Origin of the sequence: Paractinoplanes lichenicola, from assembly GCF_016785085.1 — a bacterium.
GTDB classification, from domain to species: Bacteria; Actinomycetota; Actinomycetes; order Mycobacteriales; family Micromonosporaceae; genus Actinoplanes; species Actinoplanes lichenicola.
The window spans coordinates 255,632-282,297 of sequence record NZ_JAENHO010000007.1; the positions used below are offsets into that span (position 1 = coordinate 255,632).

Here is a 26,666-nt window from a genome sequence, read left to right on the forward strand (position 1 = left end):
GCGCTACCGGAGGGTGCGCAGCGCGGCGTCGAGCGTGGTGAAGATCGTGTCCGAGGCCTCGTCGTCCCAGTGGGGGATCGGGTCGGCCTGGCCGGGGGCCGGGGCGTAGAGCCACCACAGGTTCTGCCACGGGTCGAGCATGCGGCCCAGCGTCGTCTCGCCGTAGAACGGGGTCGGCTCGGTGACGACCGTGGCGCCTCTTACGGCTGCTCGTTTCTGCACTTCCGCGACGTCGGTGACCCAGACCTGCAACAGGCCCGGTCGCGACGGCCAGCCGTCCAGCCGGTCGACGATCATCAGGTCGACGGTGCCGAGGCGCAGCTCCGAGTGGATGAGCCTGCCGTCGGGCATCTCGGTGTGCGCCTCCGGGTTCTCCTCGACGCCGAAGACCTCCGACACGAACGTGATGAGGCCGGCCGCGCCGTCGACCATGACGAACGGGTTCAGGACGGCGCCGTGCTCGGGTGTGTGCAAGATGCTCATGTCCCGAGCCAACCAGCGATTCCGGTCACTTCCCGACCGCAGCGATGCCGGCCGCCAGTCAGAGGCGTTGATAGAGGTCGACGAGGCGGACGAGGTAGACGTCGGGGGTGTACGCCTCGGTTGCCTTCATGCCGTCTGCTGTCACGGTTGCGCGTAAGGCGGCGTCGGTGAGCATGCGGTGCAGGGCGGCGGCGAACGTCGAGGGTGCCGGGTCGCAGGTGAAGCGGGGTGGGGCGCCGCCGGGCCGGTCGGCGAGGGCAGGGTCGGCCACCACCGCGGGCAGGCCGGACGCTTCTGCCTCGGCCAGCACCAGGCTCTGGGTGTCGGTGGTGGAGGCGAACGCCAGCACGTCGGCGCGGTCGTAGAAGGCGGCGACTTGTGCGGGCGGCACCGGGGGCAGCACCTCGACGTGATCGGTGAGGCCGAGCGCGGAGATGCGGCGGGCCAGTTTCGCGCGGCCCAGCCGGACGCCGAGGAGGATCAGCCGGGCGTCGGGCTTGTCGGGCAGCAGCTGCGCGAAGGCGCTCAACAGGAGCTCCGGGTTCTTCTCGGCGGTCGCGCGGCCGACCGACAGGACGACGCTGCCCTGCCGTGGGGAACGGGCTCGCGGGCGGAGGACGACCGGCGTTGGCAGCACGCAGACCTGGGGCAGGCGGCCGGCGGTGGCGAACTCGTGGAATCCGGCGGCGGTCTTGGGTGACGGGGCGATCGCGGCGGTCATCCGGGCGAACATGCCCTGGCCCAGCACGACCAGGCGGGCCCGGCGGGGCGGGCCGGGCCGGGTCAGCTCGAGGAACTCCCGGGGCGACCAGCCGAGCCGCAACTGCAGCGCGCACCAGGACGCGCCGGCCGGGACCTCGGGATAGGCGTCGCCGTACGCGACCAGGTCGGTGTGCCAGGTGACGACCAGCGGCACCTGCCACGCGGCGGCCATCCGGAAACCGGTCATGCCGATCGGGCCGGTCGTGTGGGCGTGCACGAGGTCGGCCGGGCGGCAGCGGAACCACGGCGATCCGATGCGCAGCTGGCGGCCGGGCAGGGGCACGGACGGAACGCTCGCCGGGTCGTAGAAGTCGACTTCGTGACCGGCCGAGCGCAACAGGGCGACGGTCAGGGCCGCGGATCGGGACACTCCGTCGGGACGGCCGGCGTGGCTGTCGCAGAAGTGGGCGATCCTCACGGTGCGGTCAGTGCGCTCGCGATCGACTTGCGGGCCAGCGCTTTCAGGGACGAGACGTCGTCGTGCGGCTCGATCGGCGGCAGCACTTCCACGTGCACGTCGACGTGGTCGCGCAGCACGAGACCGTGGCGGGGCAGGGCGCGCCGGGTGCCGTGGACCGCGATCGGAATGACCGGCACCTGGTGGCGTACGGCAAGCTCGAAAGCGCCGTCCTTGAAGGGCTGAAGCTCGCCGTCGGAGGTGCGCCGGCCCTCCGGGAACATGATGACGGGCGAGCCGGCCGCCAGCAGCCGGTCGCAGTGGGCCATCATGCGGCGGATCGATTCGGCGCTGCCGCGCACCAGCGGGACGTAATCGTTGAGCCGCATGTTCCACCCGATCAGCGGAACCCTGAAGATCTCCTGTTTCGACACCCACTTGAACGGCCGGAACAGCGCGAACAGCACCAGGATGTCGATGAGCGACGCGTGGTTGGCCACCAGCACCGCCGGGCCGTGCCACGGGACCAGCCGCCGGCCGGTCACGCGGAGGCGCCACAGCGGGTTCACGTAGACGTAGAACGAGGCCCAGGCCGACGAATACAGGTGGAGCACCACGCGTCGGCGGTCGAACGGCAGCGTCAGCAGCCACACCAGGACCGCGCCCAGGAAGAAGACGACACAACTGATCCCGATGAACGCCCAGTACGCCACCGAGAAGGCACGCAGCATGGCGAACATCGTAGGGCCAATCCACCGTGTCAAGCCCGCACCCGTGGCTGTGGACGACTCCGGATCCGCTTCGCGCGCCGAGCCACCGCCCTGTGGAAAACCCAATTCCCGTCACACGCGCCACGTATGGTCGGCACACCCCCAGGGCGGGGGTGGTTCGGAGGTGGGTAAGTGCTCGGTAACAGCCAAGATCCAGACGAGGGTGCGGTGATGGACTTCCCGCGGCTCGTTCGTACGGTGCCCGGCGCGTCGTGGCTGCCGGCAGGGAGCACCGCCGAGGTCTGGGCCGGCGACGACCTCGACATTCCCCGGCCCACCGTCATCGTGCGGCTGCTGCTGACCCGGGCGCCGGGCGAGATCTTCTGCGTGCCGACGGCCAAGGGCCTCGACATCCCGACCACCTGCCTGACCGTCGCCCACGAGTGGCAGGCAGGTCTCGCCAGCCTGTGTCGCGTCCATCTCGGCGAGGAGGTGGCGACGCGGTGCGTCGGCTACGTGCGCAACATCGTGCCCGAGCCCGACGACGCCTACCGGCTGCCCGTCCCGGTCGCCAACGTCCTGGTCTTCACGCCCCGTGCGGAGACGCCGCCGCCCGACGAGACGCTTGGCACCTGGGTCGGCCGTGCCGAGGCGCCGGGATTGCTGGGGGAACGCCACTGGTGGCCGATCGCCTGCGCGGCGCTCGGCTGGATCAAGTCGCAGCGAAACCGGACCGAGGAGCAGTGAGTATGAAACCGTCCGTTGTGGACTGGGTCGAGAACGTCGCCCTGCCGGGCCGCCGGATCGTCGAGTCGCGGCGGCTGACCGGTGGCTACAGCAACGAGAACACGGCTCTCACGACCGACGACGGCGGCCGGTATGTGCTCCGGCGGTATCTGCGGCACAACAAGTGCGCGCTCGAGTCCGCCCTCGCCGCCCGGCTCAAGGGCACGGTGCCGGTGGCCGAGGTGGTGGCGGCCGACCCGACGGGCGCGAGTGCGGGCGAGCCCTTGCTGCTGTCGACATTTGTCGAGGGCCGGCCGCTCAACGAGGTGGTGGGCGACGACGTCGACCTCGGGCGTGAGGTCGGGGCCGCCCTCGCCGCCATCGGGACGATCGAGTTCGAGGCGCCCGGCTTCTTCAAAGACGGCCTGCAGCCCGACGGTCTGGAGCCGACGGTGGGCCTCGACCAGTTCGTCGACCGCTGTCTCCGCGAGGGCAACGCCGCCGGTCACCTGACCGAGAAAGAGCAGGAAGCCCTTCGGCGGTACGCCGTCGCAGCCGCCACTGACCTGGCCGCGGTGAAGGGATCCCGGCGGCTGGTGCACTCCGACTTCAACCCGAAGAACCTGCTTGTGGCCCGGTCGTCGACCGGCCGGTGGCGGGTGGCGGCCGTGCTCGACTGGGAGTTCGCGTTCAGCAGCACGCCGCTGGTCGACATCGGCAACATGCTGCGCGACCCGCGGCCGCCGGTGTTTCTCGACGGATTCCTGGGCGGCTTCCGCGACGCCGGCGGCGAGCTTCCGCCGAACTGGCGCCGGATCAGCCAGGCGGCCGACCTGTTCGCGCTGGCCGACTTCCTGACCCGGCCGGTCGAGCACCGCTACTTCCGCCGCTCGATCGACCGGATCCGCGAATTGGTGAAGGCCTAGCGCACGATCGATCGGATCGCGAGTTGGTGAAGGCCTAGCGCTCGATCGACCGGAGCCGGGCGCTGGTGGCTGCCTGGCGCGGCGGCTGGAGGGTCATCCGGGCCCTGATCTGGCGGAATCCGGCCCGGTCCAGATCGGTCATCGCGTCGGTGAGGGTGGACTCGACGTCCGCGACGACCTCCTCGGCGCCGCCCGCGATCAGTGCGCCGAGCGACGCGGCGAGCAGCGACGACCGGGCCCCGGGGGCGGCTTCGGGCCGGACGCCGAGGTAGACGAGCATCGGCCAGCAGGCCTCGCCCGCGGTCCCGGCCACGCCGGTGCCGTCGGCGAGCACGTGCCAGGCCGCGGCCGGGCCGGTCACCCACGGGAGCGGGTCGCGGGCCAGGTCGAGACCGGCCACGGTCAGCGCGGTCTCGGAACCGGTGAGCACGTCGGGGCGGGCGATCCGGGAGACCAGATCGCGCACCTCGCCGGGGCCGGTCGACGGGCGTACGGGAAGGGCTGGACTCTCGACGGGGGCGCCGGACCAACGGAAACGCCGGCGCTCGACGGCCGGGGCCAGACCGGCCAGGCGGGCCGCCTCGAGGACGCGCTCGTCGGCCGGCAGGGTGACGTGGAACGGGTGGGCGCCGCCGAGCGCGGCATGGGCCGCGGCCAGCAGCGAGGCGCCGACGGCGGGGGAGTCGACCAGGTCGAAGACCTCGAGCCACGGGTCGCCGGCCGCGCCGGGCGGGAGCACCCACGCGGCGCGCGCCACGACCTGGCCGTCGCGCTGGGCGACCCACGTACGGGAGGGGTGGAAACCGCCGCCGGCGAGGCCGTCGGCGTACGAGATCGGGGTGACCGGGCCGAGAGCGTCGAAGACGGCTTCCTCGCCGGGGAGCAGCTGGCGGTAGATCATCGGAACCTCCGGAGCGCGCGCCCCGGTCAGAACCGCGGAAACGCCGGGCCGCGGAAGGGGCGCAGTTCGTGGGACACGGTGCGACCTCCTTCCGGGCTCAGACGGCGTACGGAAAAGAATTTAGCAGTACGAATCGAGCGCGCTCTGCAGGGCCGTCTTCTCCGACGACTGCAGCGTCAGGTTCCAGTAGTACTTGACGCCGATCCACATGCGCGCATAGGTGCAGCGGTACGCGGTGCGCGACGGCTGCCACGTCGACGGGTCCTGGTCGCCCTTCGACTGGTTGACGTTGTCGGTGACCGCGATCAGCTGCGGCCGGGTCAGGTCGTTGGCGAAGCTCTGCCGCTTCGCCGTCGTCCACGAGCTCGCCCCGGAGCGCCACGCCTCGGCGAGCGGCACCACGTGGTCGATGTCGACGTCGGACGCGGCGCTCCAGGTCGCGCCGTCGTAGGGGGAATACCAGCTGCCCGAGGTGGCCGCGCAGGCCGAGCTGGTGACGACGTTGCTGCCGTCGCGCTTGAGCACGGTCTCGCGGGTGTTGCAGGCGCCGCTGATCGTGATCCAGTGCGGGAAGAGGTCGCGGGAGTATCCGCTGCTCGAACCCTGCGCGGCGACGGTGAGCGAGTTGAGCTGCGACTGGGCGGTGGTGGCGGACGGGATGTTGGGCGGGGTCGCCGAGGCCGGCGCGGCGGCGACCAGGCCGACGGTCACCGCCCCGGCGACGACCAGCGAGATCCGGGCAACGAGACGACGCATGACCTGCTCCTATCGACATCCATCAGATAGATGTCGATCAGTCTGTCGGTCCGGCCGCGGCGGCAGTAGATCTCGTTACTGTCCTAAGACGGAACGAATGGCGACGGTCAGGCGACGGGCCGCCTCGGTCAGCTCGGCCGGGGGCAAATGCGAAAAGCTGAGCCGTACGCGGTCAGAACCACCCCGCCGGTCGACGTGGAACCGTGGGCCCGGCACGAAGCTCGTCCCGTGACGCTCCGCGACGGTCAGCAGTGACTCCGCGTCGACGCCGTCGGGCAGCCGCAGCCACAGGAACCAGCCGCCGTCGGGTCGATCGGCGTTCATCGCGTCGCTCAGGGCGTCCCGGTGTGTTCGATAGCGTTCGCGCAAAAGAGCGACATGCTTCCCGTACGCCCCTGAGCCGGCGAACTCCGCCATGGTGAGCGCGGTCGTGTGGTTGACGCCGCCGCCGCTGTGCACCGACCCGATCCGGGTCAGCCGCCCGACGAGCTCCGGGGTCGCGCTGATCCAGCCCAGCCGCAGCCCGGGGGCGACCGTTTTCGCGAACGAGCCCAGGCTGATCACGTTGCCGGCGGTGAACGGCAGTGGCGCGCTCTCGTAGTACAGCTCGCGGTAGGGGTCGTCCTCGACGATCGGCAGGCCTTGGGCGGCCAGCGCGTGACGCTGCTCGAGGGAGAGGCTGCGCCCGGTGGGGTTGCCGAACGTGGGGACGACGTACAGGAAGGCGGCCCGGTGCTGGCGCGCCAGCCGGCCCACCTCGTCGGCGTCCTCCGCCCGTACGGGGATCAGCTCGAGACCGCGATCGGTCAGGATCTTGAACGCGTAGTGATAGGTGGGGGAGTCGACCAGGACGGTGTTGCCCGGTTCAGCCAGCACCTGCGCAACTAGCGACAGTCCGTGCGAGGCGCCCGCGGTCACAAACGTGCACTCCGCGGACTGCACGTTTGTGCGCGAAGCTATCCATTCGCGCAGCGGGGCGGGCCCCGGTTCATGGCCGTAAGTGAGCGCTTTCCACCCGTACGTCTGCAGGGCGCTCGCCGCGGCCGCCGCCCACGCGCCCGTCGGCAGCAGCGAGGGCAGCGGATGCCCCCAGCCGAGATCGAGGATTCCGTCGCGGTGCTCGAACTGAACGATCGTCACTGAACCAGAATGGGGGACATGAAGCTTCTGCTGCCCGACAGCGTCGACCTGAACCCCGAGCTGCCCGCGGGCGTGACCGCCGTGCGCTACGCCGTCAACCGGCCGATCCCCGACGAGCACACCGACGCCGAGGCGCTGGTCGTCTGGAACAACCCGGGCGACCAGATGCGCGACGCGGCCCAGCGGCTCAAGCAGCTGCGCTGGGTGCAGACCCTGGCGGCCGGGCCCGACGCCGTGGTGGCGGCCGGGTTCGCGCCCGAGGTCGTCATCACCTCCGGCCGCGGGTTGCACGATCAGACGGTCGCCGAGCACACCCTGGCGCTGACCCTGGCCGCCGTACGGCATCTGCACGTGCTCGTTCGTGCGCAGATGGGTCACCACTGGGCCGAGGAGATGCGCGAGTTGCAGGCCGCGCCCGATACCGCGCGGTTCTACACGCTCCGGGACGCGCATGTGGTGATCTGGGGTTTCGGGGGCATTGCGGCCGCGCTCACGCCGCACCTGACCGCGCTGGGGGCCCGGGTGACCGGGGTGGCCCGCAGCGCCGGCACCCGGCACGGCGTCGAGGTGGTCACCGAGGACGACTTCGCGCACCTTCTGCCCACGGCCGACGTGCTCATCGGCATCCTGCCCGCCACCCCGGCCACGCAGCACGCGCTCGACGCGGACATCTTCGCGCAACTTCCCGCGCACGCCTGGGTGGTCAACGTGGGCCGCGGCGCCACCCTGGACGAGGAGGCGCTGCTCGACGCTTTGCGCGAGGGCACCATCGGCGGGGCCGCGCTGGACGTCTTCGAGACCGAGCCCCTGCCCGACGACTCCGGCCTGTGGAACGAGCCCAACGTCATCCTGACGCCACACGTGGCCGGCGGCCGCCCCCTCGGCGCCGACACCCTGATCAGCGCGAACGTGCTCGCCTTCCAGAACGGACACTCACTGCGCAACGTCGTCGAACGCTGAACAACCGCGCAACGACGCCCAACGAGCAGGCCCGCCATCCCGGCCCTGGCCGCCCCCGCGTGAAACGAGCATCAAACGCCACTTGGTGGACATGGTTGTGCGGTGGTCCGGTCGGGCTGGGGGCGAATCGAGCATCAAACGCCATTCGGTGGACATGGTTGTGCGGTGGTCCGGCCAGCTGGGGGAGAAACGAGCATCAAACGCCGCTCGCTGAGCATGATCGTGCGGCGGGCTCGCCCTTTGAGGGGCCTCGATGAATGGCGAACGGCCGCGCGGCAGGTATCACCGCGCGGCCGTTGATGAGCGGACTACAGGGCTGACTGAGCGAGCTTGTCGGGGTTGCCGAAGCGGTGTGCGGTGATGCTCACGGCCTGTTCGTGCAGGAACGGGAGCAGCTCGATCCGGCCCGCCTCGGTCACCGGGCCCGACCACACGGCCAGGTCGGGGCGGCCTTCGGTGGCGCGGGCCAGGGCCTCGAACGAACCGCCGATCAGGCGCACCCGGTTCACCGAGCGCAGGCCGGCCGCGAACGTGGCGTCGTCCTCCACGCGGATGTCGAACGGGATGGCTGCGGCCACGTCGGCCGGCAGCGCTTCGGCTACGGAGACCTGGACGGGAGCGCCGGTCCGCACGCCCGCGGCCACCACTCGCAGCAACGAAGCCACCGGGGCGCCGGCGGACAGGCGCACGGTGACGGAGACGGGCAGGTAGCGCAGCACGTTGCGCTCGGCCCAGAGGCCGGAGACATCCGACTGCCCGAAATGCTCCGACCAGGCCCGAGCGTCGCTGCGGACGGCGCGGGCGAGCATGTCCGATTCCGGAAGCGCGGCCAGGAGCGCGCGTACATCCGAGGGCGTGTCTCCCGAGTCGACAGCGGGCGCTGACCGCCACCCGGTCAGGCCGACCAGGTAGTTGGGTCCGCCGGCCTTGGTGCCCGGTCCGACGGCCGACTTCTTCCAGCCGCCGAAGGGCTGGCGGCGGACGATCGCGCCCGTGATGCCGCGGTTGACGTAGAGGTTGCCGGCTTGCACGCGGTCGAGCCACGTCTGCAGTTCGGCCGGGTCGAGCGAGTGCAGCCCGGACGTGAGCCCGAAGTCGACGTCGTTGACCAGGTCGATCGCCTCGTCCAGGGTTGCCGCGGTCATCACGCCCAGCACCGGGCCGAAGTATTCGGTGCGGTGGAACTCGGACCCGCGGGTCACGCCGTCGCGGATGCCGGGGCTCCACAGGCGGCCGCTGCCGTCCAGCGACTTCGGCTCGAGCAGCCACTTCTCGCCGGGGCCGAGCTTGGTCAGGCCGTCCAGCAGTTTGCCCGCGGCCGGCTCGACGACCGGGCCGACCTGGCTGCGTGCGTCGGACGGCCAGCCCACGGTCAGCGACGACGCCGCGTCGAGCAGCTGGTGGCGGAACCGCTCGGACCTGGCGACCGAACCGACCAGGATGACCAGCGAGGCGGCCGAGCACTTCTGGCCGGCATGCCCGAACGCGGAGTGCACCACGTCCTTGACGGCCAGGTCGAGGTCGGCGCTGGGGGTCACGATGATCGCGTTCTTGCCGCTCGTCTCGGCCAGCAGCGGCAGGTCGGCGCGGAACGACCGGAACAGCTGCGCGGTCTCGTACGCCCCGGTCAGGATCACCCGGTCGACCAGCGCGTGGGCGATCAGCTGGCGGCCCAGCCCGTTCTCCTCGACCTGCACGAGCGTGAGCAGGTCGGCGTCGGGCAGCACCGGCTTGATGATTTCGGCCAGCAGGGCGCCGCAGCGTTCGGCCTGCCCGGCCGGCTTGAGCACGACGGCGGAACCCGCGGCCAGGGCCGACAGCACCGAGCCGGCCGGGATCGCGACCGGGAAGTTCCATGGCGGCGTGACCAGGGTCAGCTTCTCGGGCACGGCCACCGCGCCGTCGACGTCGTCCAATTGCGCGGCCAGCTCCGCGTAGTAGTGCGCGAAGTCGACGGCCTCGGACACCTCCGGGTCGGCCTGGTCGGCGGTCTTGCCCGTCTCGGACGCCATCACCTCGATCAGGTCGGCGCGGTGGGCCTCGAGGGCCTCGCCGATCCGGTGCAGCACCTCACCGCGGGCGGCTCCCGAGAGCGAACCCCACGCATCGGCAGCGGCCACCGGGGCACCCAGGCGATCATCCAGCCGGCGTTCGTCGATGACCCGCGCGGCATCGATCGTGGCCACCCCGAGCGTCGAGGACGCCACCCGCCCGAGCACCTCGCGCACCACCGAGCGGTTCGCCGCGACCGAGGGATCAGTGTCAGCCGCATTTACGAAATGTCCGACATGGAAGACGGGGGTGAAGGAGGTAGTGGGATCGGCGGAGGTGGAGGGGGAGGCGGGGGATGCGGAGGCGGCGGGGGATGCGGAGGCGGCGGGGGAGGCGAAGGGGGTGGAGGGAACGGCGGAGCCGGCGGGGGAGGCGGAGCCGGCGAGGGAGTCGGGGGTGGCGAGGGCGGCGGAGGTGGGGGTGGCGGCAAAGCGGCCGGCGACCCGATGCGGAGCAGGCACGGCGGAGTCCAGCGCGGCCAGCGACGCCAGGAAGCGGTCACGCTCGCGCGCGAAAAGCGAGGAGTTGCTGTCCAGCTCGAACACCGCCGACATGAAGTTGTCGCTCGACGCGCCTTCCTCCAGCCGCCGGATCAGATAAGCGATCGCCACGTCGAACTGCTCGGGCCGTACGACCGGGGTGTAGAGCAGCAGCCCGCCCACCTCACGCCGCACCACTTCGGCCTGTCCCTCGGCCATGCCCAGCAGCATCTCGAACTCGATGCCCTCGCGCACCCCGCGCCGCCCGGCGAGCAGCCACGCATACGCGACGTCGAACAGGTTGTGCCCGGCCACCCCGAGCCGCACGTTGCCGATCCGTGCGGGGTCGAGCGCGTAGTCGAGCACCCGCTTGTAGTTGGTGTCCGTCTCCTGCTTCGAGCCCCACGTCGCCAGCGGCCACCCGTGCACCGTCGCCTCGACCTGCTCCATCGGCAGGTTCGCGCCCTTGACCAGGCGCACCTTGATGCCCGCGCCACCGGTCTGCCGGCGCACCGCGGCCCACTCCTGCAGCCGGATCATCGCGGCCAGCGCGTCCGGCAGGTAGGCCTGCAGCACGATCCCGGCCTCGAGGTTGTGCAGCTCGGGCTTGTCGAGCAGCCGGGTGAAGACCGCGATCGTCAGGTCGAGGTCCTTGTACTCCTCCATGTCGAGGTTGACGAACTTGCGCGTACGGGCGGTGGCGGCCAGCGTGAACAGCGGCGTGAGCTGCTCGACGATCTCGGTGACGGCCTCGTCGAACGCCCATGGGTTGTGCGGGGCCACGGTCGAGGACACCTTGATCGATACGTAGTCGACGTCGTCGCGGCCCAGCAGCCGTTCGGTCTCGCGCAGCCGCCGCGTCGCCTCGCCCCGGCCGAGCACCGCCTCGCCGAGCAGGTTCACGTTGAGCCGTACGTCCCGGCGCTTGATCTTCGCGATCGCGCGGCCCAGCTTGGCGTCGGTCGCGTCGACGATCAGGTGGCCGACCATGCGGCGCAGCACCCGGCGGGCGATCGGCACGACCACCCCGGGCATGACCGGCGCGAGCAGGCCACCGGCGCGCACCGCGGCACGCAGGGGAGCGGGCAGGAACCGCGGCACGTCCGGCGCGAGGGCGGCCAGGGCGCGGGCACTGACCCGTACGTCCTCCGGCCGGACCACGCCGTCGACGAAGCCGACCGCGAAGGCCAGCCCCTTCGGGTCGCGCAGCAGGCCGGCCAGTTGCGCGGCGGAACCGGTGGTCTTGATCGCCGAGGCCTCGTGGAGCCACCGGCGGACCAGGGCGATGGCCTCGTCGGCGAGTTCGTCTCGCTCGACGTTCAGGGGCCGGGACTGGACGACGTCAGACATGCCGAAAGTGTCCTTCCACGATCCGTTCAGGAAAAGCGACGGTTTCCGACGAGTACTCTTCAGTTCTGCTTAACATTTCCGGGGGATGACCAATGTTGGAGATCAGGCGCTTGGTGCTGTTACGCGAGCTCGCCATCCGCGGCACGATCGCCGCCGTGGCCGAGGCGCTCAACTTCTCCCCGTCGGCGGTGTCGCAGCAGCTCAGCCTGCTCGAGAAGGAGGCCGGCCGGACGCTGCTGCGCAAGTCGGGGCGCGGGGTGCAGCTGACCCCGCAGGCCGAGGTGCTGGTCGCGTCGGTCGGCGAGATCCTCGACAGCCTCGAGCGCGCGGAGGCCGGGCTGCAGGCGTCGGTGACCCGGGTCAGCGGCCGGGTCCGGGTCGCCGTGTTCCAGTCGGCCGCGCTCGCCCTGATGCCGGCGACACTCCTCGCCATGGCGTCCCGCTTTCCCGACGTACGGGTCGAAATGGTGCAACGTGAGCCGGAGGAGGCGCTGCGCGAAACCTGGGCCCGCGACTTCGACATGGTGATCGCAGAGCAGTACCCGGCTCACGCCGCGCCACACCACCCCGGCCTCGATCGCCACCCGCTCACCACCGACGCGATCCGGCTGGCCCTGCCCGCGGTGGAGGCGGCCCTGCACCCGGTGGCCTCCCTCGACGAGGCCCGGCACATGCCCTGGGTGATGGAGCCGCGCGGCACGGCCTCCCGTCACTTCGCCGAGCAGCTGTGCCGGTCCACCGGCTTCGAGCCCGACGTCCGTTACGAGACCGCCGACCTGCAGGCCCACATCCGGCTGGTCGAGTCGGGCAACGCGGTCGCCCTGATTCCCGACCTGCTCTGGCTCGGCCGCGACACCTCGTGCCGCCTGCTCGACCTGCCCGACCGGCCGCGCCGCACGATCTTCACGGCCCAGCGCGTGGCCGGCGCCGCCTCGCCGACGACCCGCGCCCTGCGCGAGACGTTGGAGCAGGTCGCGGCCGAGCTCACCGGCGGCCGCTAGCGACCAGCTCTGGCTCGGGCTCCTCGGCCGCCGTCTTGGCGCGGCGCCGCTCCACCAGCGTGTAGGCGCCGCCGATGACCATGCCGAGAGCGATGCCGAAGGCCGCCCCGAGCAGCGGAGACCGGGCGAACGTCTCGCCGCCGAGCCGGCCCAGGCCGATCGCGTACGTCGCCCACGCCACCGCGGCCAGTGTGGTGTGCAGCGTGAAGCGGCTCGGCGGCAACCCGGCCGAGCCCGCCGTCATGGCGGTGGCGGTGCGCCCGTACGGGAGGAACCGCCCGACCAGGATCGCGCCGCCGCCGTGCCGCCGCAGCGCCCGCTCGGCCTTCTGCTTGGCCATGACCAGCTTGGGGTTGCGCACCCGATGCCCGGCCGTGCGCCCCAGCAGGTAGGCGACCCGATCGCCGGCCAGCCCGCCCGTGATCACCACCGCGGCCAGCATCACCACGTCGGGCGGCCCGCTCGCCGACAGCGCGGCCAGCCCGATCACGACGGGGTCGGACGGCATGGCCGGGATGAATCCGTCGATGGCCACGATCGCGAAGACGACGACGTAGAGCCACGGCGACGCGATCAACGGCAGCAGGTGGTCAAGCAATTCTCTCGCCTCCCTCACCTCGACCGTACGGATCACGGAGGCCGCCTTCGATGGTGCGAGCCCGCCTGTCCGGGGTGGGGGTAACTCCACCCCGCACGAGCAAGGCTTACCGGGGACCGCAGCCGCAGAGTGAGGGAAGGTGCACGGCGAGTGGAACTCCAGGCGAAGTCAGATGATGCCGCCGTTGCTGCGGATCGTCTGGCCGTTGATCCAGTGACCCTCGGGGCCGGTCAGGAAGGCGACCATCGCGGCCGCGTCCTCCGGGGTGCCGAGCCGCTCGAGGGGCGGCTGCTTGGCCATCCGGTCGATCGTCTCCTGGTCCTTGCCGTCGAGGAAGAAGCTGGTCGCGGTCGGGCCGGGGGCCACCGTGTTGACCGTGATGTCGCGGCCGCGCAGCTCGCGGGCCAGGATCAGGGTTGTCGCCTCGACGGCGGCCTTGCTCGCGGCGTAGCCGGCGTACGTGGGAAGTTGCAGGCCGACGATCGAGGTGGAGATCGTGATGATCGAGCCGCCGTCGCGCACCCGGCGGGCCGCCTCGCGGGTCACGACGAACGTGCCGCGGATGTTGGTGCGGTGCATCCGGTCGAGCTGGTCGAGGTCGATCTCGGCGACGGGGGAGAGGGTCATGATCCCGGCCGAGTTGACCACCGTGTCGACCCCGCCGTACGTCCGCTCGGCCAGGTCGAACAGGGCCGCGACCTCCTTCTCGTCGGCCACGTCGGCCCGCCCCGCGACGGCCTGCCCGCCCGCCTCGACGATCTCGCGCACCACCTCGTCGGCCAGGCCGGCGTTGCCCGCGTAGCCGACGACGACCGCGTCGCCGCGCGCGGCCAGCTTGACGGCGGCGGCCCGGCCGATGCCCCGCGAGCCGCCGGTGACGATTGCTACCCGTGCCATGACTGTGCTCCTAGCGTCGATATCGCTGCGCCGTAGCGCTGATATGACGACCGTAGCACGAAGCCTTAGCGGCGTTAGCGTGGTGGCGTATCGTTGATTTCATGACGACGATCACCCCCGACGTGCGGGCCGCCATGATTGCCGCCGCCGAGCAGCAGCTGGTGGCCTCGCCCGACGGCGACATCGCCACCCGGGCCGTCTGCGAGGCCGTCGGCGTCACCCAGCCGGTGCTCTACCGGCTCTTCGGCGACAAGAACGGGCTGCTCGACGCGCTGGCCGACGACGGGCTGCGGCGCTACGCCGAGCACAAGGCGGCCCAGGCCAAGACCGACGACCCGCTGGCCGACCTGGTCGCGGGGTGGGACGACCACATCGACTTCGGCCGCCGCAACCCCGCGCTCTACCAGCTGATGTTCGCCCCGCGGCCGCGCTCGCACGCCCGGGCCCGGCGCCAGATCATGGACCTGCTGGAGGCGGCCCTGCTGCGCTGCGCGGCCGTCGGGGCGTTGCGGATCAGCCCCAACGCGGCGGCGCAGCTGATCCTGCCGGCCAACGTCGGGCTCGTGCTGAGCTGCATCGCCCAGCCCGAGCTGTTCGACGATCCCGGCCTCTCCACCCGTACGCGGGACGCCATCTTCGCCGCCGTGCTGACCTCGCCGGCCACGGAGCCGGAGGCCGACCCGCTGGCCGCAGCCGCCCTGCGCCTGCGCTCGCAGCTGGCCGTCTCCGGCACCGACGCCCTCGAGCCGGCCGAGATCGCGTTGCTCGACCGCTGGCTCGAACGGCTGACCAGGGCCTAAGCCCGGCGCACCGGCACCTGACCGGCCCGGAAGACGTTCGCCGGGTCGTAGCGGTCGGCGATCGCGGTCAGGCGCTCCAGCGTGGCCGGGTCGTAGGAGCGGGCGATCCGCTCCGCGCCCGTGCCCGAGCCGACGTTGGGCAGCGCCCCGCCGGTCACCCACGGGTCGAGGGCCGTGAAGACCGACGCCGCGTGCGGGCCGAGCAGCGGCAGGACCGGCGGCACCGGGACGCCGATCAGGATCAGGCTGTATCCGGCGTCGCGGTGGCACAGCGCGCTGGGGTGCTCGCCCGCCTCGGCCAGGGCCCCGCCCAGCTGCCGCAGCTCGACGATGACCTGCGGCGACCCCGACTCGGGGCCGGCCGCGGCCAGCAGCGCGTCGGCCGCCTCGGCCGGGAACGCCGAGAGCAGGCCGGCCTTCTCGCTGAACGGCATCGGGTCGGCCGGGTCGGAGTGGATCATGCCGATGGCCGTGTACGGGATCGTCTGCACCGCGTCGACGACCGGGGTGGCCGCGGCCCGCAGCGGGGTGAGCGCGGCCTGACCCGACTCGGCGGACTCGGTCCACGCGAAGCGGACGGCCACGGTGAACTTGCCCGCGAGCGGCTCGGGCACGCCGGGCGCGTTGGGCAGCTGGAGGAAGGCGAGCGACGTGGTGGCGGCCCGGGACAGCGAGGCCGACCATTCGCGCCACGTGTGCACCACGGTCGCGGCGTCGGCGGCGGCGAAGTACAGGGCGCCGGCGTACAGGGTGGTCAGCGGGATCAGGTCGAACTCGATGGCGGTGACGATGCCGAGCGCGCCCTTGCCGCCGCGGACGCCCCAGAACAGGTCGGGCTCCTCGTCCGGGGTGGCCCGGCGCAGCTCGCCGTCGCCGGTGACGATCTCGACGGCCCGTACGCGGTCCGACGCCCACCCGAACGTGCGCGCGACCGGGCCGAGCCCGCCGCCGGTGGTGTAGCCGACCACGCCCACGCCCGGGGCCGAGCCGCTGAGCGGGGCCAGCCCGTGCGGGGCGGCCGCGTCGATGACCTGCTGCCAGCGCACCCCGGCGCCGACGCGGGCCCAGCCCTCCGGGTGCACGACGCACTCGCCGAGCCGGCCGGTCAGCACCAGGATCGCGTCCTCGAGCGGGTCGACCAGGCCGTGCCCGGTGGCCTGCACGGCGATCGCGTGCCCGGTGGCGGCGGCGAAGCGTACGGTCTCGGCCACGTCCCGCTCGTCCGCGGCCTCGACGACCGCGAGCGGCTTGGGGGTCACGGCGACATTGAATCCGGTGGCCAGGGCGGGGTACTGCGGGTCGCCGGGCAGCGCCAGCGTGCCGGTGAGCTTGCCGCGCAGCGTGTCGAAGGTCTCGACGGCGGTGGTCATGGTGGTCCCCTTCGGTCATCCGCGGTCAACACCGACGACTCTGCCGAGCGGCACTTGTGGTCCGCTTGAGAACGACCTAAGAAGCTCTTGCGTCACCCGTCCGCACAGATTCCTCGAAACTTTCCGCGCGGGGTTGTCGATTCCGCGGCTCGTCGCGCGACGACCGGTCGACAGTGATCCACGAGAGGATTGAGCCATGAAGTACGCACTGCTGATGTACAGCGTCGAGAAGAGCTGGGCCGAGGCCGACGAGGCGACCCGCGAGCAGGTCTACGCGGCGCACGGCCGCTTCTCCGAGCTGCTGCGCGAGCGGGACGCCGAGCGCGGCGGCGAGGAGCTGGCGCTGTCGAACACCGCCACCACCGTCCGGGTCCGCGACGGCGAGCCGCTGCTGACCGACGGCCCGTACGCCGAGACCGCGGAACAGCTGGGCGGCTTCTACCTGGTGGAGGCACGCGACCTGGACGAGGCGCTCGAGTTCGCCCGGCAGCTGGCCACGGTGGAGGACATCATCGAGGTGCGCCCGGTCGTGGAGCACCCGGCCGCGTGAGCGTCGTCGAGGCCGCGTACCGGGAGCACCGCGGGCCGCTGCTGGCCACGCTGGTCGCCGAGCTGCGCAGCTTCGACCTCGCCGAGGAGGCCCTGCAGGACGCCTTCGCCGCCGCCACCGGCCAGTGGCCCGGCGAGGGCGTCCCGCGGCGCCCGGCGGCCTGGCTGCTGTCGGTGGCCCGGCGCCGCGCGGCCGACCGGCGGCGGCGCGAGGAGACGCTGACCCGCTACCTGCCCCTGCTCATCACGTCGCCGGGCCAGGCGTCGGAGCGGGACGACTCGCTCGCCCTGCTGTTCGCCTGCTGCCACCCGGCGCTGGGCCGCGAGTCCCGGGTCGCGCTGACCCTGCGGTTCGTGGCCGGGCTGACCGTGCCCGAGATCGCCCGGCTGTTCCTGGTGCCCGACGCGACCATGGCGGCCCGGATCACCCGGGCCAAGCAGAAGATCCGGACGGCCGGCATCCCGCTGCGGTTCCCGTCGCCGCAGGACCTGCCGGAGCGGCTCACCGGCGTCCTGTCCGTGCTCTATCTGCTGTTCACCGAGGGCTATCGGTCCTATCGCGACGAGCTCGCGGCCGAGGCGATCCGGCTCGTGCGGCTGCTGCCGGGCGCCCCCGAGACGACCTCGCTGCTCGCGCTGATGCTGCTGCAGCACTCCCGGCGGCACTCGCGCCGGCGGGACGGCCGGCTGGTGCTGCTGGCCGACCAGGACCGTACGGGATGGAACGCGCTCGAGATCGCCGAGGCGCTGACCCTGCTCGCGGTGGACGCCCCCGACGGCCCGTATCGCCTGCAAGCGTTGATCGCCGCCCGGCACGCTGTGGCCGAACGCGCCGAGGACACCGACTGGGCCGCCATCGCCGCCCTCTACGCGCAGCTGGAAGCCGTCACCGGCTCGCCCGTCGTGCGGCTCAACCGGGCCGTCGCGGTCGGCGAGTCCGAGGGCCCCGAGGCGGCGCTGCGGCTGCTCGACGGCCTCGACGCGCGATTGCCGCGAAACCATCACCTGCCGGCCGCGCGCGGGGAGATGCTGCGCCGGCTCGGCGACGCCGAAGCGGCCCGGGAGCAGTTCGAGCGAGCCGCCGAGCTGGCCCCGACGGACACGGAACGTGACTTCTTGATCAAGAAGGCCGGATAGCCCGGTACCGGTTTCGGGGCAGCAAGATCCACGCGAAAGGGCAACGTCGGTTCCGGAACCGCGGCGCTATGTCCGATGCCTGTGCGAATGCCGCATCGGACCGGCGAGCGGACGCTTGACATGCGCATCGCTCTATTGCTTCCTGTGATCCAGTTTGTTGCTTCCCCATTACGGAAGGACTTTCGCGCATGACGAAATCTGCCGGTCGCCGGCACCTGCGACGGATTCTCGCTATTGGGCTTACCGCGGTCACCGTGGGTGCGCTCACCGGCGCGCCCGCCGCCGCAGCCCCCGCCGCGGCCGCCGCAGCCGCACCTAATTTCGGCACCAACGTCACCATCTTCGACCCGAGCATGCCCGTCGCCGAGATTCAGGCGAAGCTCGACGCGGCGCACGCGCAGCAGGTCAACGCGGAGATGGGCACCAACCGCTACGCCTTCCTGTTCAAGCCGGGCACCTATGGCACCGACGCCCAGCCGCTGCAGATCAAGGTGGGCTACTACACCGAGGTCTCCGGTCTCGGCGCGTCACCGAACGACGTCGTGATCAACGGCAAGGTGGAGGTCTACAACCGCTGCCTGACCGAGAACGGCACGGCGAACTGCCTCGCGCTGGTCAACTTCTGGCGCACGCTGTCGAACCTGTCCATCAAGGTCAACGGAGCGGGTCAGGACGGGTGCCGGGCCGGCGCCAACTTCTGGGCCGTCTCGCAGGCCGTGTCGCTGCGCCGGCTCAACGTCGACGGCGGCTTCACGCTGATGGACTACTGCACCGCCGGCCCGCAGTACGCCAGCGGTGGTTTCATCGCCGACTCGCAGTTCGGCGCGGTCACCAACGGTTCGCAGCAGCAGTGGCTCACCCGCAACAGCAAGGTGGGCTCCTGGTCGAACGCGGTGTGGAACCAGGTCTTCGCCGGTGTCGAGGGCGCGCCCTCCGACGCCACGTTCCCGGACCCGCCGTACACGACGCTGGAGAAGACCCCGCTCAGCCGGGAGAAGCCCTACCTGTTCGTGGACGCCAAGGGCAAGTACGCCGTACGGGTGCCGAACGCTCACCGCAACACGAGCGGCACCTCCTGGGGCGAGGACCTGACCAGTGGCCGGACGATCCCGCTGAGCGACTTCTTCGTCGCGAAGCCGTCCGACCCCGAGTGGCTGATCAACGCGCAGCTCCTGCTCGGCAAGAACCTGCTGTTCACGCCGGGTGTCTACAACATCGACCAGACGATCCACGTGCTGCGGCCGAACCAGGTCGTGCTCGGGATCGGGCACGCGACGCTGACCGCGGTCAACGGGGTCACGCCGCTCAAGGTCGCCGATGTCCCCGGCGTCATCATCGCGGGTGTCACGATCGACGCCGGCACCAAGGAGTCGAAGAACCTGCTGCAGGTCGGCAACAAGAACGGCATCGGCTTCAGCTCCGCGTCGAACCCGACCACGCTGTCGGACGTCTACTTCCGGGTGGGCGGCCCGCACATCGGCAAGGTCGACACGGCTCTGGAGATCAACAGCGACAACGTGCTGATCGACCACACCTGGGTGTGGCGCGGTGACCACGGCGTCGAGGGCTTCACCGAGGGCGTGAACGGTGACACCCAGCGGTGGCGCACCAACACCGGTCGCTACGGCGCCGTGATCAACGGCGACAACGTGACCGCGACGGGCCTGTTCGTCGAGCACTTCCAGAAGTACAACACCGTCTGGAACGGCGAGAAGGGCACGACGGTGCTCTACCAGAACGAGCTGCCGTACGACCCGCCGACCCAGGCCGACTGGATGAACGGCAAGGTCAAGGGGTACGCGGGTTACAAGGTCGGAGACAAGGTCAAGAACCACAGCCTGTACGGGGCCGGGGTCTACGTCTTCAACCAGAACAACCCGTCGATCGTGACCGAGAACGGTTTCGAGGTCCCGAAGCGCCCCGGCGTCAAGCTGCACCACATCATGACCGTCAACCTCAGCGCCGGGACGATCAACCACGTCGTCAACGGTGAGGGTGGACCGGCCGAGATGTCGGCGACGGGGACCCCGGTCTTCATCACCGACTACCCGGCTTCCTAGGGCAGGTCAGACGCAACGGGCCGGAGTCCTCACGACTCCGGCCCGTTCGCTTTCCGTCAAGGGGAAGGATGCCTCCTGGCGGGGATAGGCACCCGTCCCGTTCGCTATTGTGCTCCTCCGCAGGCCGGGCGCCATTGTCCGAACAGCCACGGCTGGGACGGCTTTACGACAACAGCGACTTCTCGATCAGGCCGATGGTGGCGTGCGGGTCCTCGACCTGCACGATCAGGCGCGTGTAGTGCTCGTCGCGCAGCTCGATGACGACCGCCTTCATCGGGTTGCGGACGTCCCAGAAGACCCGCTCGCCGTCGACCCGGAACGAGCCCGCCGTGATCACCCCGGGGACATGGGTGCCAGCCGTCTTGACGCCCTTGAATTCGCGGGTGATGCCGGGGTCGAGGGTGGCGCCGCGGACGTTGGCCAGCGGGATGGTCAGGCTGCTCTTGAGGGCCCACAGCTTGTCGAGCCCGGAGAGCTCGACGATCAGGTCGGCGCCGTCGATGCGTACGTCTGCCATGGGAACTCCTCAGGGTGTCGCGCGGGCCCGCAGGCGGTCGCCGAGCAGGGTGGAAGTGGCCCCGGGGCTGCCCAGGGACCGATCGAGGTCGTGCAGGACGTTCTGGACGAGCGCGGCCACCTCGGCGTCGACCGGCGCGCGCTCGACCATCGCGAGCAGCAGCAGGTCGAGGTCGGGGTCGCTGGTGGCGAAACCGCGGCGCAACGCGGCCAGGTAGAGCCCGCGTTTGCTGCCGAAGACCTTGTAGAGACTGTTGCGATGCACGCCCAGGTGGTGCACCAGGTCGTCGACCGAGACGCTGTCGTAGGCCCGGCCGGCGAACAGCGCCACGGCCGCCCGCACCACTTCGTTCTCGTCGAAAGCTCTTGGCCGTCCCATGCCTACGAGAATAGCGAGTTTAGGAACGGTCAGTCAAGAACGATTGTTCCTAAACTCCGTGAGAGCGTGTAACAGGGTGCTGCCGGCCGGACAGGTAGGGGTGTGAGGACAGAGAAACCGGATCGGGAGGCGCGCTTCCGGGCGCTCTTCGCCGACGCGTACGCCGATGTGCTGGCCTTCGCCCAGCGCCGGGGTCACCCGAGCCAGGCCGAGGACGTGGTGGCCGAGGCCTTCCTGGTGGTGTGGCGGCGCTTCGACGAGGTGCCGCACCGCCCCGGCGACGCCCGCGCCTGGGTGTTCGGGATCGCCCGGCACTGCCTGCTCAACGCGCAGCGCGGGCAGGGCCGGCGGGACGCGCTCGCGGTCCGGATCGCGTCGGAGCCGGCCGCCGACGGGGGTGAGCCGTCCGCCGGCCTGATCGACCTCGCCGCCGCGTGGAAGCGGCTCAAGCCGGCCGAGCAGGAGGTGCTCGCGCTGACCGTGTTCGAGGATCTGACCTCGGCCCGGGCCGCCCGGGTGCTCGGCATCAGTGCGGCGAGCTATCGGATCCGCCTGATGCGCGCCCGGCGGGCTTTGCGCGGCCACCTCGCCCCCAACGCCTTTCCCGCCGACCTGATGGAGGCCCAGTCGTGAAGTCGCTGCGCGCCTTGGACGTCGCCACCCCGCCCACCTTCGAGCAGTACGAGCGGGCGGCCGCCACCCTCGATCGGATTGTCGCCACCCGGCCCGACCCGCCGCGGCGGCGGCCCTTCAAGACCTGGATATTGGTTCCGGCGCTGGCCGCCACGGTTGCGGTGCTGCTGCTCGTCGTGCCCTGGGGTCAAAGCGGACGCGCGTACGCCACCTGGACGCCGATCCCCGCGGCCCTGAGCCCGGCCGAGACCGGTCTGGTCGGCCCCGCCTGCCAGGACGAGATGCGCCCCTACTCCCAGCTCGACCTCGACCGCGCCCAACTGGTGCTGGCCGAGCGCCGCGGCGAGTACGTGGCGATGCTCTACCGCCACGACAACCCGGAGTCGAGCGGGTTCTGCCTGGCCCACAACCGGCCCGGCAGCGACGACGTCGACGACGTGAAGACGGGCCTGGCGGGTGGCTCGGGCCCGGCCGCCACGGCCTCCGGGCGGGAGTTCACCGAGGGCGCGCTGGCCTCCTTTCCGCAGGCCTCGATCACCGAGGGCGCCGCCGGGCCGGACATCGCGGAACTGACCATCCACACGGGCGGGCTCAGCGTGCGGGCGACCGTCCACAACGGCCGCTGGGTCGCGTGGTGGCCGGGCCAGGCCGTGAAGGAGGACGGGAACGGGCAGTGGCGCGACGTGCCGCGCACCTACGATCTGCTGCTCACCGACGGCCGGGTCGTCAAGGACGCCCAGCCGGCGAGGTGACCAGGAACCGGCAGGGGTCCGCGATCTCGTGGCGGGCCCCTTCGTCGTCGACCACGGCGTAGCGGTCGAGATAGCGGACGCCGGTCTCCTCGTAACCCAGCCGCAGATAGAGCGCGGCCGCCCGCGGGTTCGTGTCGTCCACGCCCATGCCGAGCCGGTCGATGCCACGTCGCGCGACCAAACCCTCGGCCGTACGGATCAGGGCAGTGCCGAGACCCCGGCCCTGCAGCTCCGCGCGGACGGCGAGGCCGCTCAACTCGGGACACCCCGGAAACGCGGCTTGCACCTCGGCCGCCCCGCAGCCGTCCCACCGGATCTCGCCCGACCCGGCCGGGAGCACACCTTCGTGGGACCAGGCCACAAGATAGGTGCCCTTTCCCTGGATCTGCCGGTGATAGCGATTCTCGTGAAATCGGCTCAGCCCGGGGGAGGGCAGCGCTTCTTCGAGGAGAGCCACATCCTCGGCGCGGCACTCGCGAATCTCCATCCGGCCAGGATGGCGGGTCAACGGAGCGGCGGCATCCGAGTTCTCACGCGGCCAGGGAATGGGCGACGCGGCGCAGGAACTCGTTGTTGGACGCCGTGCCGCGCAGCTGGTCGAGCAGCTGGCGCATCGCGTCGGGGGTGCCCAGCACGCGCCGCACCTGGGTGACGATGGCGAGCTCGGCCGGGGAGAGCAGGGTCTCGTCGTGCCGGGTGCCGGTCGACGACAGGTCGATCGCCGGGAAGATGCGGCCCTCGGCCAGCCCGCGGTCCAGCTTGAGCTCGGCGTTGCCGGTGCTCTTGAACTCCTCGAAGATCAGGTTGTCCATGGCCGAGCCGTTCTCGACGAGCGCGGTCGCGATGATCGTGAGCGAGCCGCCGCCGTCGATGTTGCGGGCCGCACCCAGGAACCGCTTGGGCGGGTAGAGCGCCGACGCGTCCAGGCCGCCCGAGAGCGTACGGCCGCGGCCCGGCGCCATCAGGTTGTAGGCGCGGCCCAGCCGGGTGATCGAGTCGAGCAGCACGACCACGTCCCGGCCCCGCTCGACCAGGCGCTTGGCCCGCTCGATGGCCAGCTCGGCCAGGGCCGCGTGCTCGTGCGGCGGGCGGTCGAACGTGGCCGCGATGACCTCGCCCTCGACCGTACGGGTGAAGTCGGTGACCTCCTCCGGCCGCTCGTCGACGAGCAGGACCATCAGGTGCACCTCGGGGTTGTTGACCGCGATGGCGTTGGCGATCTGTTTGAGGATGGTGGTCTTGCCGGCCTTGGGCGGGGCCACGACCAGCGCCCGCTGACCCTTGCCGATCGGCATGGCCAGGTCGATCACGCGGGTGGTGAGCAGCTTGGGGTCGGTCTCGAGGCGCAGCCGCTCCTGGGGGTGGAGCGCGGTGAGGTCGTAGAAGGCCGGGCGGCGGCCGATCGGCTCGTCCAGCCACAGGGTGGCCGGCTTGCGGCCGTTCACCTTGGCCAGGCCGGTGACGCGATCGCCCCGGCGCAGGCCGAGCCGGCGGACCTCCTGCATGTTGACTTGGATGTCCTTGGGGCCGGGCAGGTAGCCGTCGAGGCGGAGCCAGGCCCGGTCGTCGACGATGTCCAACAGGGCATCGACTGAGATTTCGGTAATGTCGGTCATGGTGGTGCTCCAGAGGGAGAGGTGACGCGGCTTGGGTGCGCGTCAAGATGGTGAGACGCCGCCGGCGCGTGAATGCGCGCTCGCGGCGGAATTCCGTACGGCGGCCGGTTGGTCTTCACGGCCTGTCTCGCTGCCGGGGGCCTGCGCCGCATCCGGTGGCTGGGGCCAAGGTAGCACCATCCCGGCGAAGATCACAGCACCGGCACGCGACACGACACCTTGCGGACACCGTAGGTTTGCCAACCGGTCGTCTGCCCGGTATGGAATTCGGCGTGCACCACGCCAACCACTACTACGGGCATTCGCACGTCCTGGCGCGCTACTGCGGCCTCGACGACGCCGAACCGCCGCGCATCCACGGCTACCTGCAGCACGGCTGGAACATCGGCGACGGCATGGCCCCCGATCACGAGTACGTGCCGGGCATCGCCAAGTTCGTCTGGTCCGAACGGGTGCGGCGCCGCGCGTGGTCGCTGGGCCGCCGCGAGGTGTACGTGGTCGGCGCGCCCTGGGCCTACCTGCTGGCTCTTTCGCCCGAGCCGATCGATGCGCCGAAGCGTGAGGGCACCATCTGGTACCCGTTCCACGGCTGGGAGGGCCAGCACATCGTCGGCGATCACAACGGGCTGATCCGCGAGATCCGCGACACCGAGACTGGCCCGGTCACGGTGTGCCTGTATTGGCAGGAGTTCCGCGACAAGCGGGTGCGGGCGCTCTACGAGCGGGCCGGCTTCCGGGTGATCAGTCACGGCTACCGCGGCGGGTGGTGGAAGGACCTGGACCCCGGGTTCCTCTACCGTCAATTGGCTGAGCAGCGCAAACATTCCCGGGTGGCGTCGAACAGGCTGAGCAGCGCGATCGTCTACGGCACGCTCGCGGGCTGCGAGCCGGCCGTCTACGGTGACCCCATGCAACTGGAGGGCGAGAAGTCCGCGTTCGGCGGGCAGGCCCGGATCGTCCGCGAATGGGGGGCCATGCACGGCACGTCGATCGACCTCGACTACGCGCGTGCGCTGGCCACCGCCGAGTTGGGCGCCGACCGCCTGCTGCCCCCGGCCGAGCTGCGCCGCCTGTTCCAGTGGCCCGCGCCGCAAGACGTTCCCGATTTCGAGCTGACCGGAGTGATCCCCCGATGACGACCCTGATCGGCGGGGAGATGCTCGCCTGGTCCGACCTCGACGGCAGCCACGGCCCCGCCCCGGCCGGCGGTGACGCTTTGCGGTCGCTCCTTCCTGCCGTTTCCGGCCGTACGCTCGTGGCCGGCCCGCACTCCCCGCAGTTGGTGGCCGCGCTGCCCACCACCGACGTCACGGTCCTGATCCGCGGCGACCTGGACGCGCCCGCCTTCGACACCCCCGTGCTGTGCGGCAGCCTCGAAAAGCTGGAGACCCTTCCCGCGTACGACACGGTGCTCGCCCTCGACGGCCTCGGCCGGCTGCACTCCGCCGAGGCGCCCCCGTTCACCTGGGACGAGACCCTGACCCAGCTCTTGGCCCTCCTCAAGCCCGACGGCCGGCTGCTGCTGGGCCACGAGAACCTGTTCGGCGTGCACCGGCTGACCGCCCTGCCGCCCGCCCCGGCCGACGCCGACTGGACCGTCCCCGACGACCACGACCCGGCCCGCCCCGCCGGTCACCCTCGGCTGCTGGCCAGGCTTACCGCGGCCGGCCTGCGGATCTCGCGTGACTACGCCGCGTATCCGTCGCTGACGGCACCCACCGTGCTGCTGAGCGAGGAGGCCCTCGCCGCGCCCACGGTGACCGGCGCCCTGCAGGCCGCGGTGGCGACGGCCCTCGCACCCACCGCCGACACCCTCGCCGACCCCGTACGCATGGCGACCGCGGCCTTCCGCCACGACTTGGGCGCCGCCCTCGCTCCGGCCTGGGTCGTCATCGCCGAACGCGGCACCCCGCAGCCGACGTCGACACCCGACGCCGTGCTCGATTCCGCGCCGGCTGACCTGGCCGAGCTGCCGCAGGGCCGCACCCTGGCCGACCACCTGCTGGCCGCCGCCCAGCGCCGCGACCTGCCCGCCCTGCGCGAACTGCTGACGGCCTGGCAGTCCGGTCCCGCCGCCGGAGTCCCCGCCACCCAGATCGTCGCCGCTATCCCCACCCCAACCGGCCTCCTACCGCCCGACACGGCCGATTCCGTCTTGCCGGACACCGCGCCGGTCGCGCCGACACCCGCCTCGGCTGCGTCTTCCGGTCCGGCGGCTGGTTCGCCGACCGGCGGACGGGTGGCCCTCAGCCCGCTGGCACCCGCAGGCGAGCCGTTGCAGGCGTTGCGTGCCTTTGCCGCCGAGGTCATCGCCGGCGGCTACGCCCACCTGTGGCCGATCCAGGCCGACGAGGCCGAGCTCACCGCCGTCCTGGCCGGGATGACCGGCCGGGAGCTCGAGCCCGGCGAGGTGCCCGCCTCGCCGACGCCGGCCACCCACTCGGTCGGCGACCTGCTGGCCGACCGCGAACGTCTGACCCGCGAACTGTCCGAGGCCCGGGCCAAGCACGAGTGGTACGAGAAGATGCTGCTGCACCGCGAGGCCGAACTCAAGCGCGTACGCCAGATGAACGCCCTGCTCTCCGCCACTGTCCCCGGCAAGGCCGCCGCCGGCCTGGTCGGCGGTTTGCGCGCCGGCAAGCGGGCCGTCCGTTCGGTGGTGCGCCGCACTCGAGGCAACTGACCCTGCGCCGGCAAGCGGGCCGTCCGTTCGGTC

26 protein-coding genes are annotated in these 26,666 nt (G+C 71.5%); 12 read left to right on the plus strand and 14 right to left on the minus strand.

What is annotated here, in order from left to right; genetic code table 11:
- Positions 1–3: 3 nt before the first annotated feature.
- Genes JKJ07_RS25475 through JKJ07_RS25485 form a run of 3 tightly spaced genes read right to left on the minus strand, consistent with a single transcriptional unit; the run spans position 4 to position 2,373 of the window.
- Positions 4–483, minus strand: coding sequence for a VOC family protein (locus tag JKJ07_RS25475; RefSeq protein WP_202994284.1), 480 nt, complete (start codon positions 481–483; stop codon positions 4–6).
- 58 nt (positions 484–541) lie between these two features.
- Complete coding sequence (locus JKJ07_RS51855) at positions 542–1,663, minus strand: glycosyltransferase (protein ID WP_202994285.1); 1,122 nt, start codon at positions 1,661–1,663, stop codon at positions 542–544.
- Positions 1,660–2,373, minus strand: coding sequence for a lysophospholipid acyltransferase family protein (locus JKJ07_RS25485; protein WP_202994286.1), 714 nt, complete (start codon positions 2,371–2,373; stop codon positions 1,660–1,662). Before JKJ07_RS25485 ends, JKJ07_RS51855 begins: the two co-directional genes overlap by 4 nt.
- Positions 2,374–2,583: 210 nt before the next feature.
- Between JKJ07_RS25485 and JKJ07_RS25490 the strand changes: the two genes are divergently transcribed.
- Together JKJ07_RS25490 and JKJ07_RS25495 are read left to right on the plus strand one after the other, a co-directional pair.
- Positions 2,584–3,099 carry a hypothetical protein gene (locus JKJ07_RS25490; protein WP_202994287.1) on the plus strand — a complete coding sequence of 172 codons (516 nt, stop codon included), beginning with the start codon at positions 2,584–2,586 and terminating at the stop codon, positions 3,097–3,099.
- A gap of 2 nt (positions 3,100–3,101) precedes the next feature.
- Positions 3,102–4,004 (plus strand): phosphotransferase family protein, encoded by a 903-nt coding sequence (locus tag JKJ07_RS25495; RefSeq protein WP_202994288.1) that lies wholly within the window; start codon positions 3,102–3,104, stop codon positions 4,002–4,004.
- A gap of 34 nt (positions 4,005–4,038) precedes the next feature.
- Here JKJ07_RS25495 and JKJ07_RS25500 read toward each other — a convergent pair whose 3' ends face one another.
- The 3 genes from JKJ07_RS25500 to JKJ07_RS25510 form a co-directional block, all read right to left on the minus strand.
- Entirely contained in the window at positions 4,039–4,905 is an 867-nt protein-coding gene (locus tag JKJ07_RS25500; RefSeq protein WP_202994289.1) for an acetyltransferase, read from the minus strand.
- A 120-nt stretch (positions 4,906–5,025) separates the two neighbouring features.
- Entirely contained in the window at positions 5,026–5,661 is a 636-nt protein-coding gene (locus JKJ07_RS25505) for an HNH endonuclease family protein (protein WP_202994290.1), read from the minus strand.
- 75 nt (positions 5,662–5,736) lie between these two features.
- Complete coding sequence (locus JKJ07_RS25510; RefSeq protein ID WP_202994291.1) at positions 5,737–6,801, minus strand: aminotransferase-like domain-containing protein; 1,065 nt, start codon at positions 6,799–6,801, stop codon at positions 5,737–5,739.
- A gap of 18 nt (positions 6,802–6,819) precedes the next feature.
- On the opposite strand from JKJ07_RS25510, the gene JKJ07_RS25515 reads away from it, so the two are divergent.
- Complete coding sequence (locus JKJ07_RS25515; protein ID WP_202994292.1) at positions 6,820–7,761, plus strand: phosphoglycerate dehydrogenase; 942 nt, start codon at positions 6,820–6,822, stop codon at positions 7,759–7,761.
- A 308-nt stretch (positions 7,762–8,069) separates the two neighbouring features.
- On the opposite strand, the gene JKJ07_RS50115 is transcribed toward JKJ07_RS25515, so the two are convergent.
- A complete protein-coding gene (locus JKJ07_RS50115) occupies positions 8,070–11,642 on the minus strand; it encodes a proline dehydrogenase family protein (RefSeq protein ID WP_236029862.1) in 3,573 nt (1,190 codons plus the stop codon).
- Positions 11,643–11,734: 92 nt separating this feature from the next.
- On the opposite strand from JKJ07_RS50115, the gene JKJ07_RS25525 reads away from it, so the two are divergent.
- On the plus strand, positions 11,735–12,643 hold the full coding sequence (locus tag JKJ07_RS25525) for a LysR family transcriptional regulator (protein WP_202994293.1): 909 nt from the start codon (positions 11,735–11,737) through the stop codon (positions 12,641–12,643).
- Here JKJ07_RS25525 and JKJ07_RS25530 read toward each other — a convergent pair.
- On the minus strand, positions 12,627–13,277 hold the full coding sequence (locus tag JKJ07_RS25530) for a DedA family protein (RefSeq protein WP_202994294.1): 651 nt from the start codon (positions 13,275–13,277) through the stop codon (positions 12,627–12,629). The two genes, JKJ07_RS25525 and JKJ07_RS25530, sit on opposite strands and share 17 nt — an antisense overlap.
- A 132-nt stretch (positions 13,278–13,409) precedes the next feature.
- The gene (locus JKJ07_RS25535) at positions 13,410–14,138 is read right to left on the minus strand and encodes an SDR family oxidoreductase (RefSeq protein WP_202994295.1); all 729 of its coding nucleotides are present in this window, start codon (positions 14,136–14,138) and stop codon (positions 13,410–13,412) included.
- A gap of 101 nt (positions 14,139–14,239) precedes the next feature.
- Here JKJ07_RS25535 and JKJ07_RS25540 point away from each other — a divergent pair, with 101 nt between their 5' ends.
- A complete protein-coding gene (locus JKJ07_RS25540; RefSeq protein ID WP_202994296.1) occupies positions 14,240–14,938 on the plus strand; it encodes a TetR/AcrR family transcriptional regulator in 699 nt (232 codons plus the stop codon).
- Here JKJ07_RS25540 and JKJ07_RS25545 read toward each other — a convergent pair.
- A complete protein-coding gene (locus tag JKJ07_RS25545; RefSeq protein WP_202994297.1) occupies positions 14,935–16,308 on the minus strand; it encodes an FAD-binding oxidoreductase in 1,374 nt (457 codons plus the stop codon). The genes JKJ07_RS25540 and JKJ07_RS25545 overlap by 4 nt on opposite strands.
- 196 nt (positions 16,309–16,504) lie before the next feature.
- Between JKJ07_RS25545 and JKJ07_RS25550 the strand changes: the two genes are divergently transcribed.
- From JKJ07_RS25550 to JKJ07_RS25560, 3 genes are all read left to right on the plus strand, one after another.
- Complete coding sequence (locus tag JKJ07_RS25550) at positions 16,505–16,858, plus strand: YciI family protein (RefSeq protein WP_202994298.1); 354 nt, start codon at positions 16,505–16,507, stop codon at positions 16,856–16,858.
- Positions 16,855–17,994 (plus strand): RNA polymerase sigma factor, encoded by a 1,140-nt coding sequence (locus JKJ07_RS25555; RefSeq protein ID WP_202994299.1) that lies wholly within the window; start codon positions 16,855–16,857, stop codon positions 17,992–17,994. Before JKJ07_RS25550 ends, JKJ07_RS25555 begins: the two co-directional genes overlap by 4 nt.
- Positions 17,995–18,182: 188 nt before the next feature.
- Positions 18,183–20,054 carry a pectate lyase-like domain-containing protein gene (locus tag JKJ07_RS25560; protein ID WP_202994300.1) on the plus strand — a complete coding sequence of 624 codons (1,872 nt, stop codon included), beginning with the start codon at positions 18,183–18,185 and terminating at the stop codon, positions 20,052–20,054.
- A 163-nt stretch (positions 20,055–20,217) separates the two neighbouring features.
- On the opposite strand, the gene JKJ07_RS25565 is transcribed toward JKJ07_RS25560, so the two are convergent.
- Together JKJ07_RS25565 and JKJ07_RS25570 are read right to left on the minus strand one after the other, a co-directional pair.
- The gene (locus tag JKJ07_RS25565) at positions 20,218–20,571 is read right to left on the minus strand and encodes a hypothetical protein (protein WP_202994301.1); all 354 of its coding nucleotides are present in this window, start codon (positions 20,569–20,571) and stop codon (positions 20,218–20,220) included.
- A 9-nt stretch (positions 20,572–20,580) separates the two neighbouring features.
- A complete protein-coding gene (locus tag JKJ07_RS25570) occupies positions 20,581–20,949 on the minus strand; it encodes a TetR/AcrR family transcriptional regulator (protein WP_202994302.1) in 369 nt (122 codons plus the stop codon).
- Between the two features lie 102 nt (positions 20,950–21,051).
- On the opposite strand from JKJ07_RS25570, the gene JKJ07_RS25575 reads away from it, so the two are divergent.
- Together JKJ07_RS25575 and JKJ07_RS25580 are read left to right on the plus strand one after the other, a co-directional pair.
- On the plus strand, positions 21,052–21,582 hold the full coding sequence (locus JKJ07_RS25575) for an RNA polymerase sigma factor (protein ID WP_202994303.1): 531 nt from the start codon (positions 21,052–21,054) through the stop codon (positions 21,580–21,582).
- A complete protein-coding gene (locus JKJ07_RS25580) occupies positions 21,579–22,334 on the plus strand; it encodes a hypothetical protein (RefSeq protein ID WP_202994304.1) in 756 nt (251 codons plus the stop codon). Before JKJ07_RS25575 ends, JKJ07_RS25580 begins: the two co-directional genes overlap by 4 nt.
- Here JKJ07_RS25580 and JKJ07_RS25585 read toward each other — a convergent pair.
- Positions 22,309–22,821 carry a GNAT family N-acetyltransferase gene (locus JKJ07_RS25585; RefSeq protein WP_202994305.1) on the minus strand — a complete coding sequence of 171 codons (513 nt, stop codon included), beginning with the start codon at positions 22,819–22,821 and terminating at the stop codon, positions 22,309–22,311. The genes JKJ07_RS25580 and JKJ07_RS25585 overlap by 26 nt on opposite strands.
- 43 nt (positions 22,822–22,864) lie before the next feature.
- Entirely contained in the window at positions 22,865–23,950 is a 1,086-nt protein-coding gene (gene rho, locus JKJ07_RS25590) for a transcription termination factor Rho (RefSeq protein ID WP_202994306.1), read from the minus strand.
- A 272-nt stretch (positions 23,951–24,222) separates the two neighbouring features.
- Between rho and JKJ07_RS25595 the strand changes: the two genes are divergently transcribed.
- Both JKJ07_RS25595 and JKJ07_RS25600 read left to right on the plus strand, forming a co-directional pair.
- Positions 24,223–25,086 (plus strand): hypothetical protein, encoded by an 864-nt coding sequence (locus JKJ07_RS25595; protein WP_202994624.1) that lies wholly within the window; start codon positions 24,223–24,225, stop codon positions 25,084–25,086.
- Positions 25,083–26,633, plus strand: coding sequence for a serine/threonine-protein kinase (locus JKJ07_RS25600; protein ID WP_202994307.1), 1,551 nt, complete (start codon positions 25,083–25,085; stop codon positions 26,631–26,633). The genes JKJ07_RS25595 and JKJ07_RS25600 overlap by 4 nt, the downstream gene beginning before the upstream one ends.
- Positions 26,634–26,666: the final 33 nt, after the last annotated feature.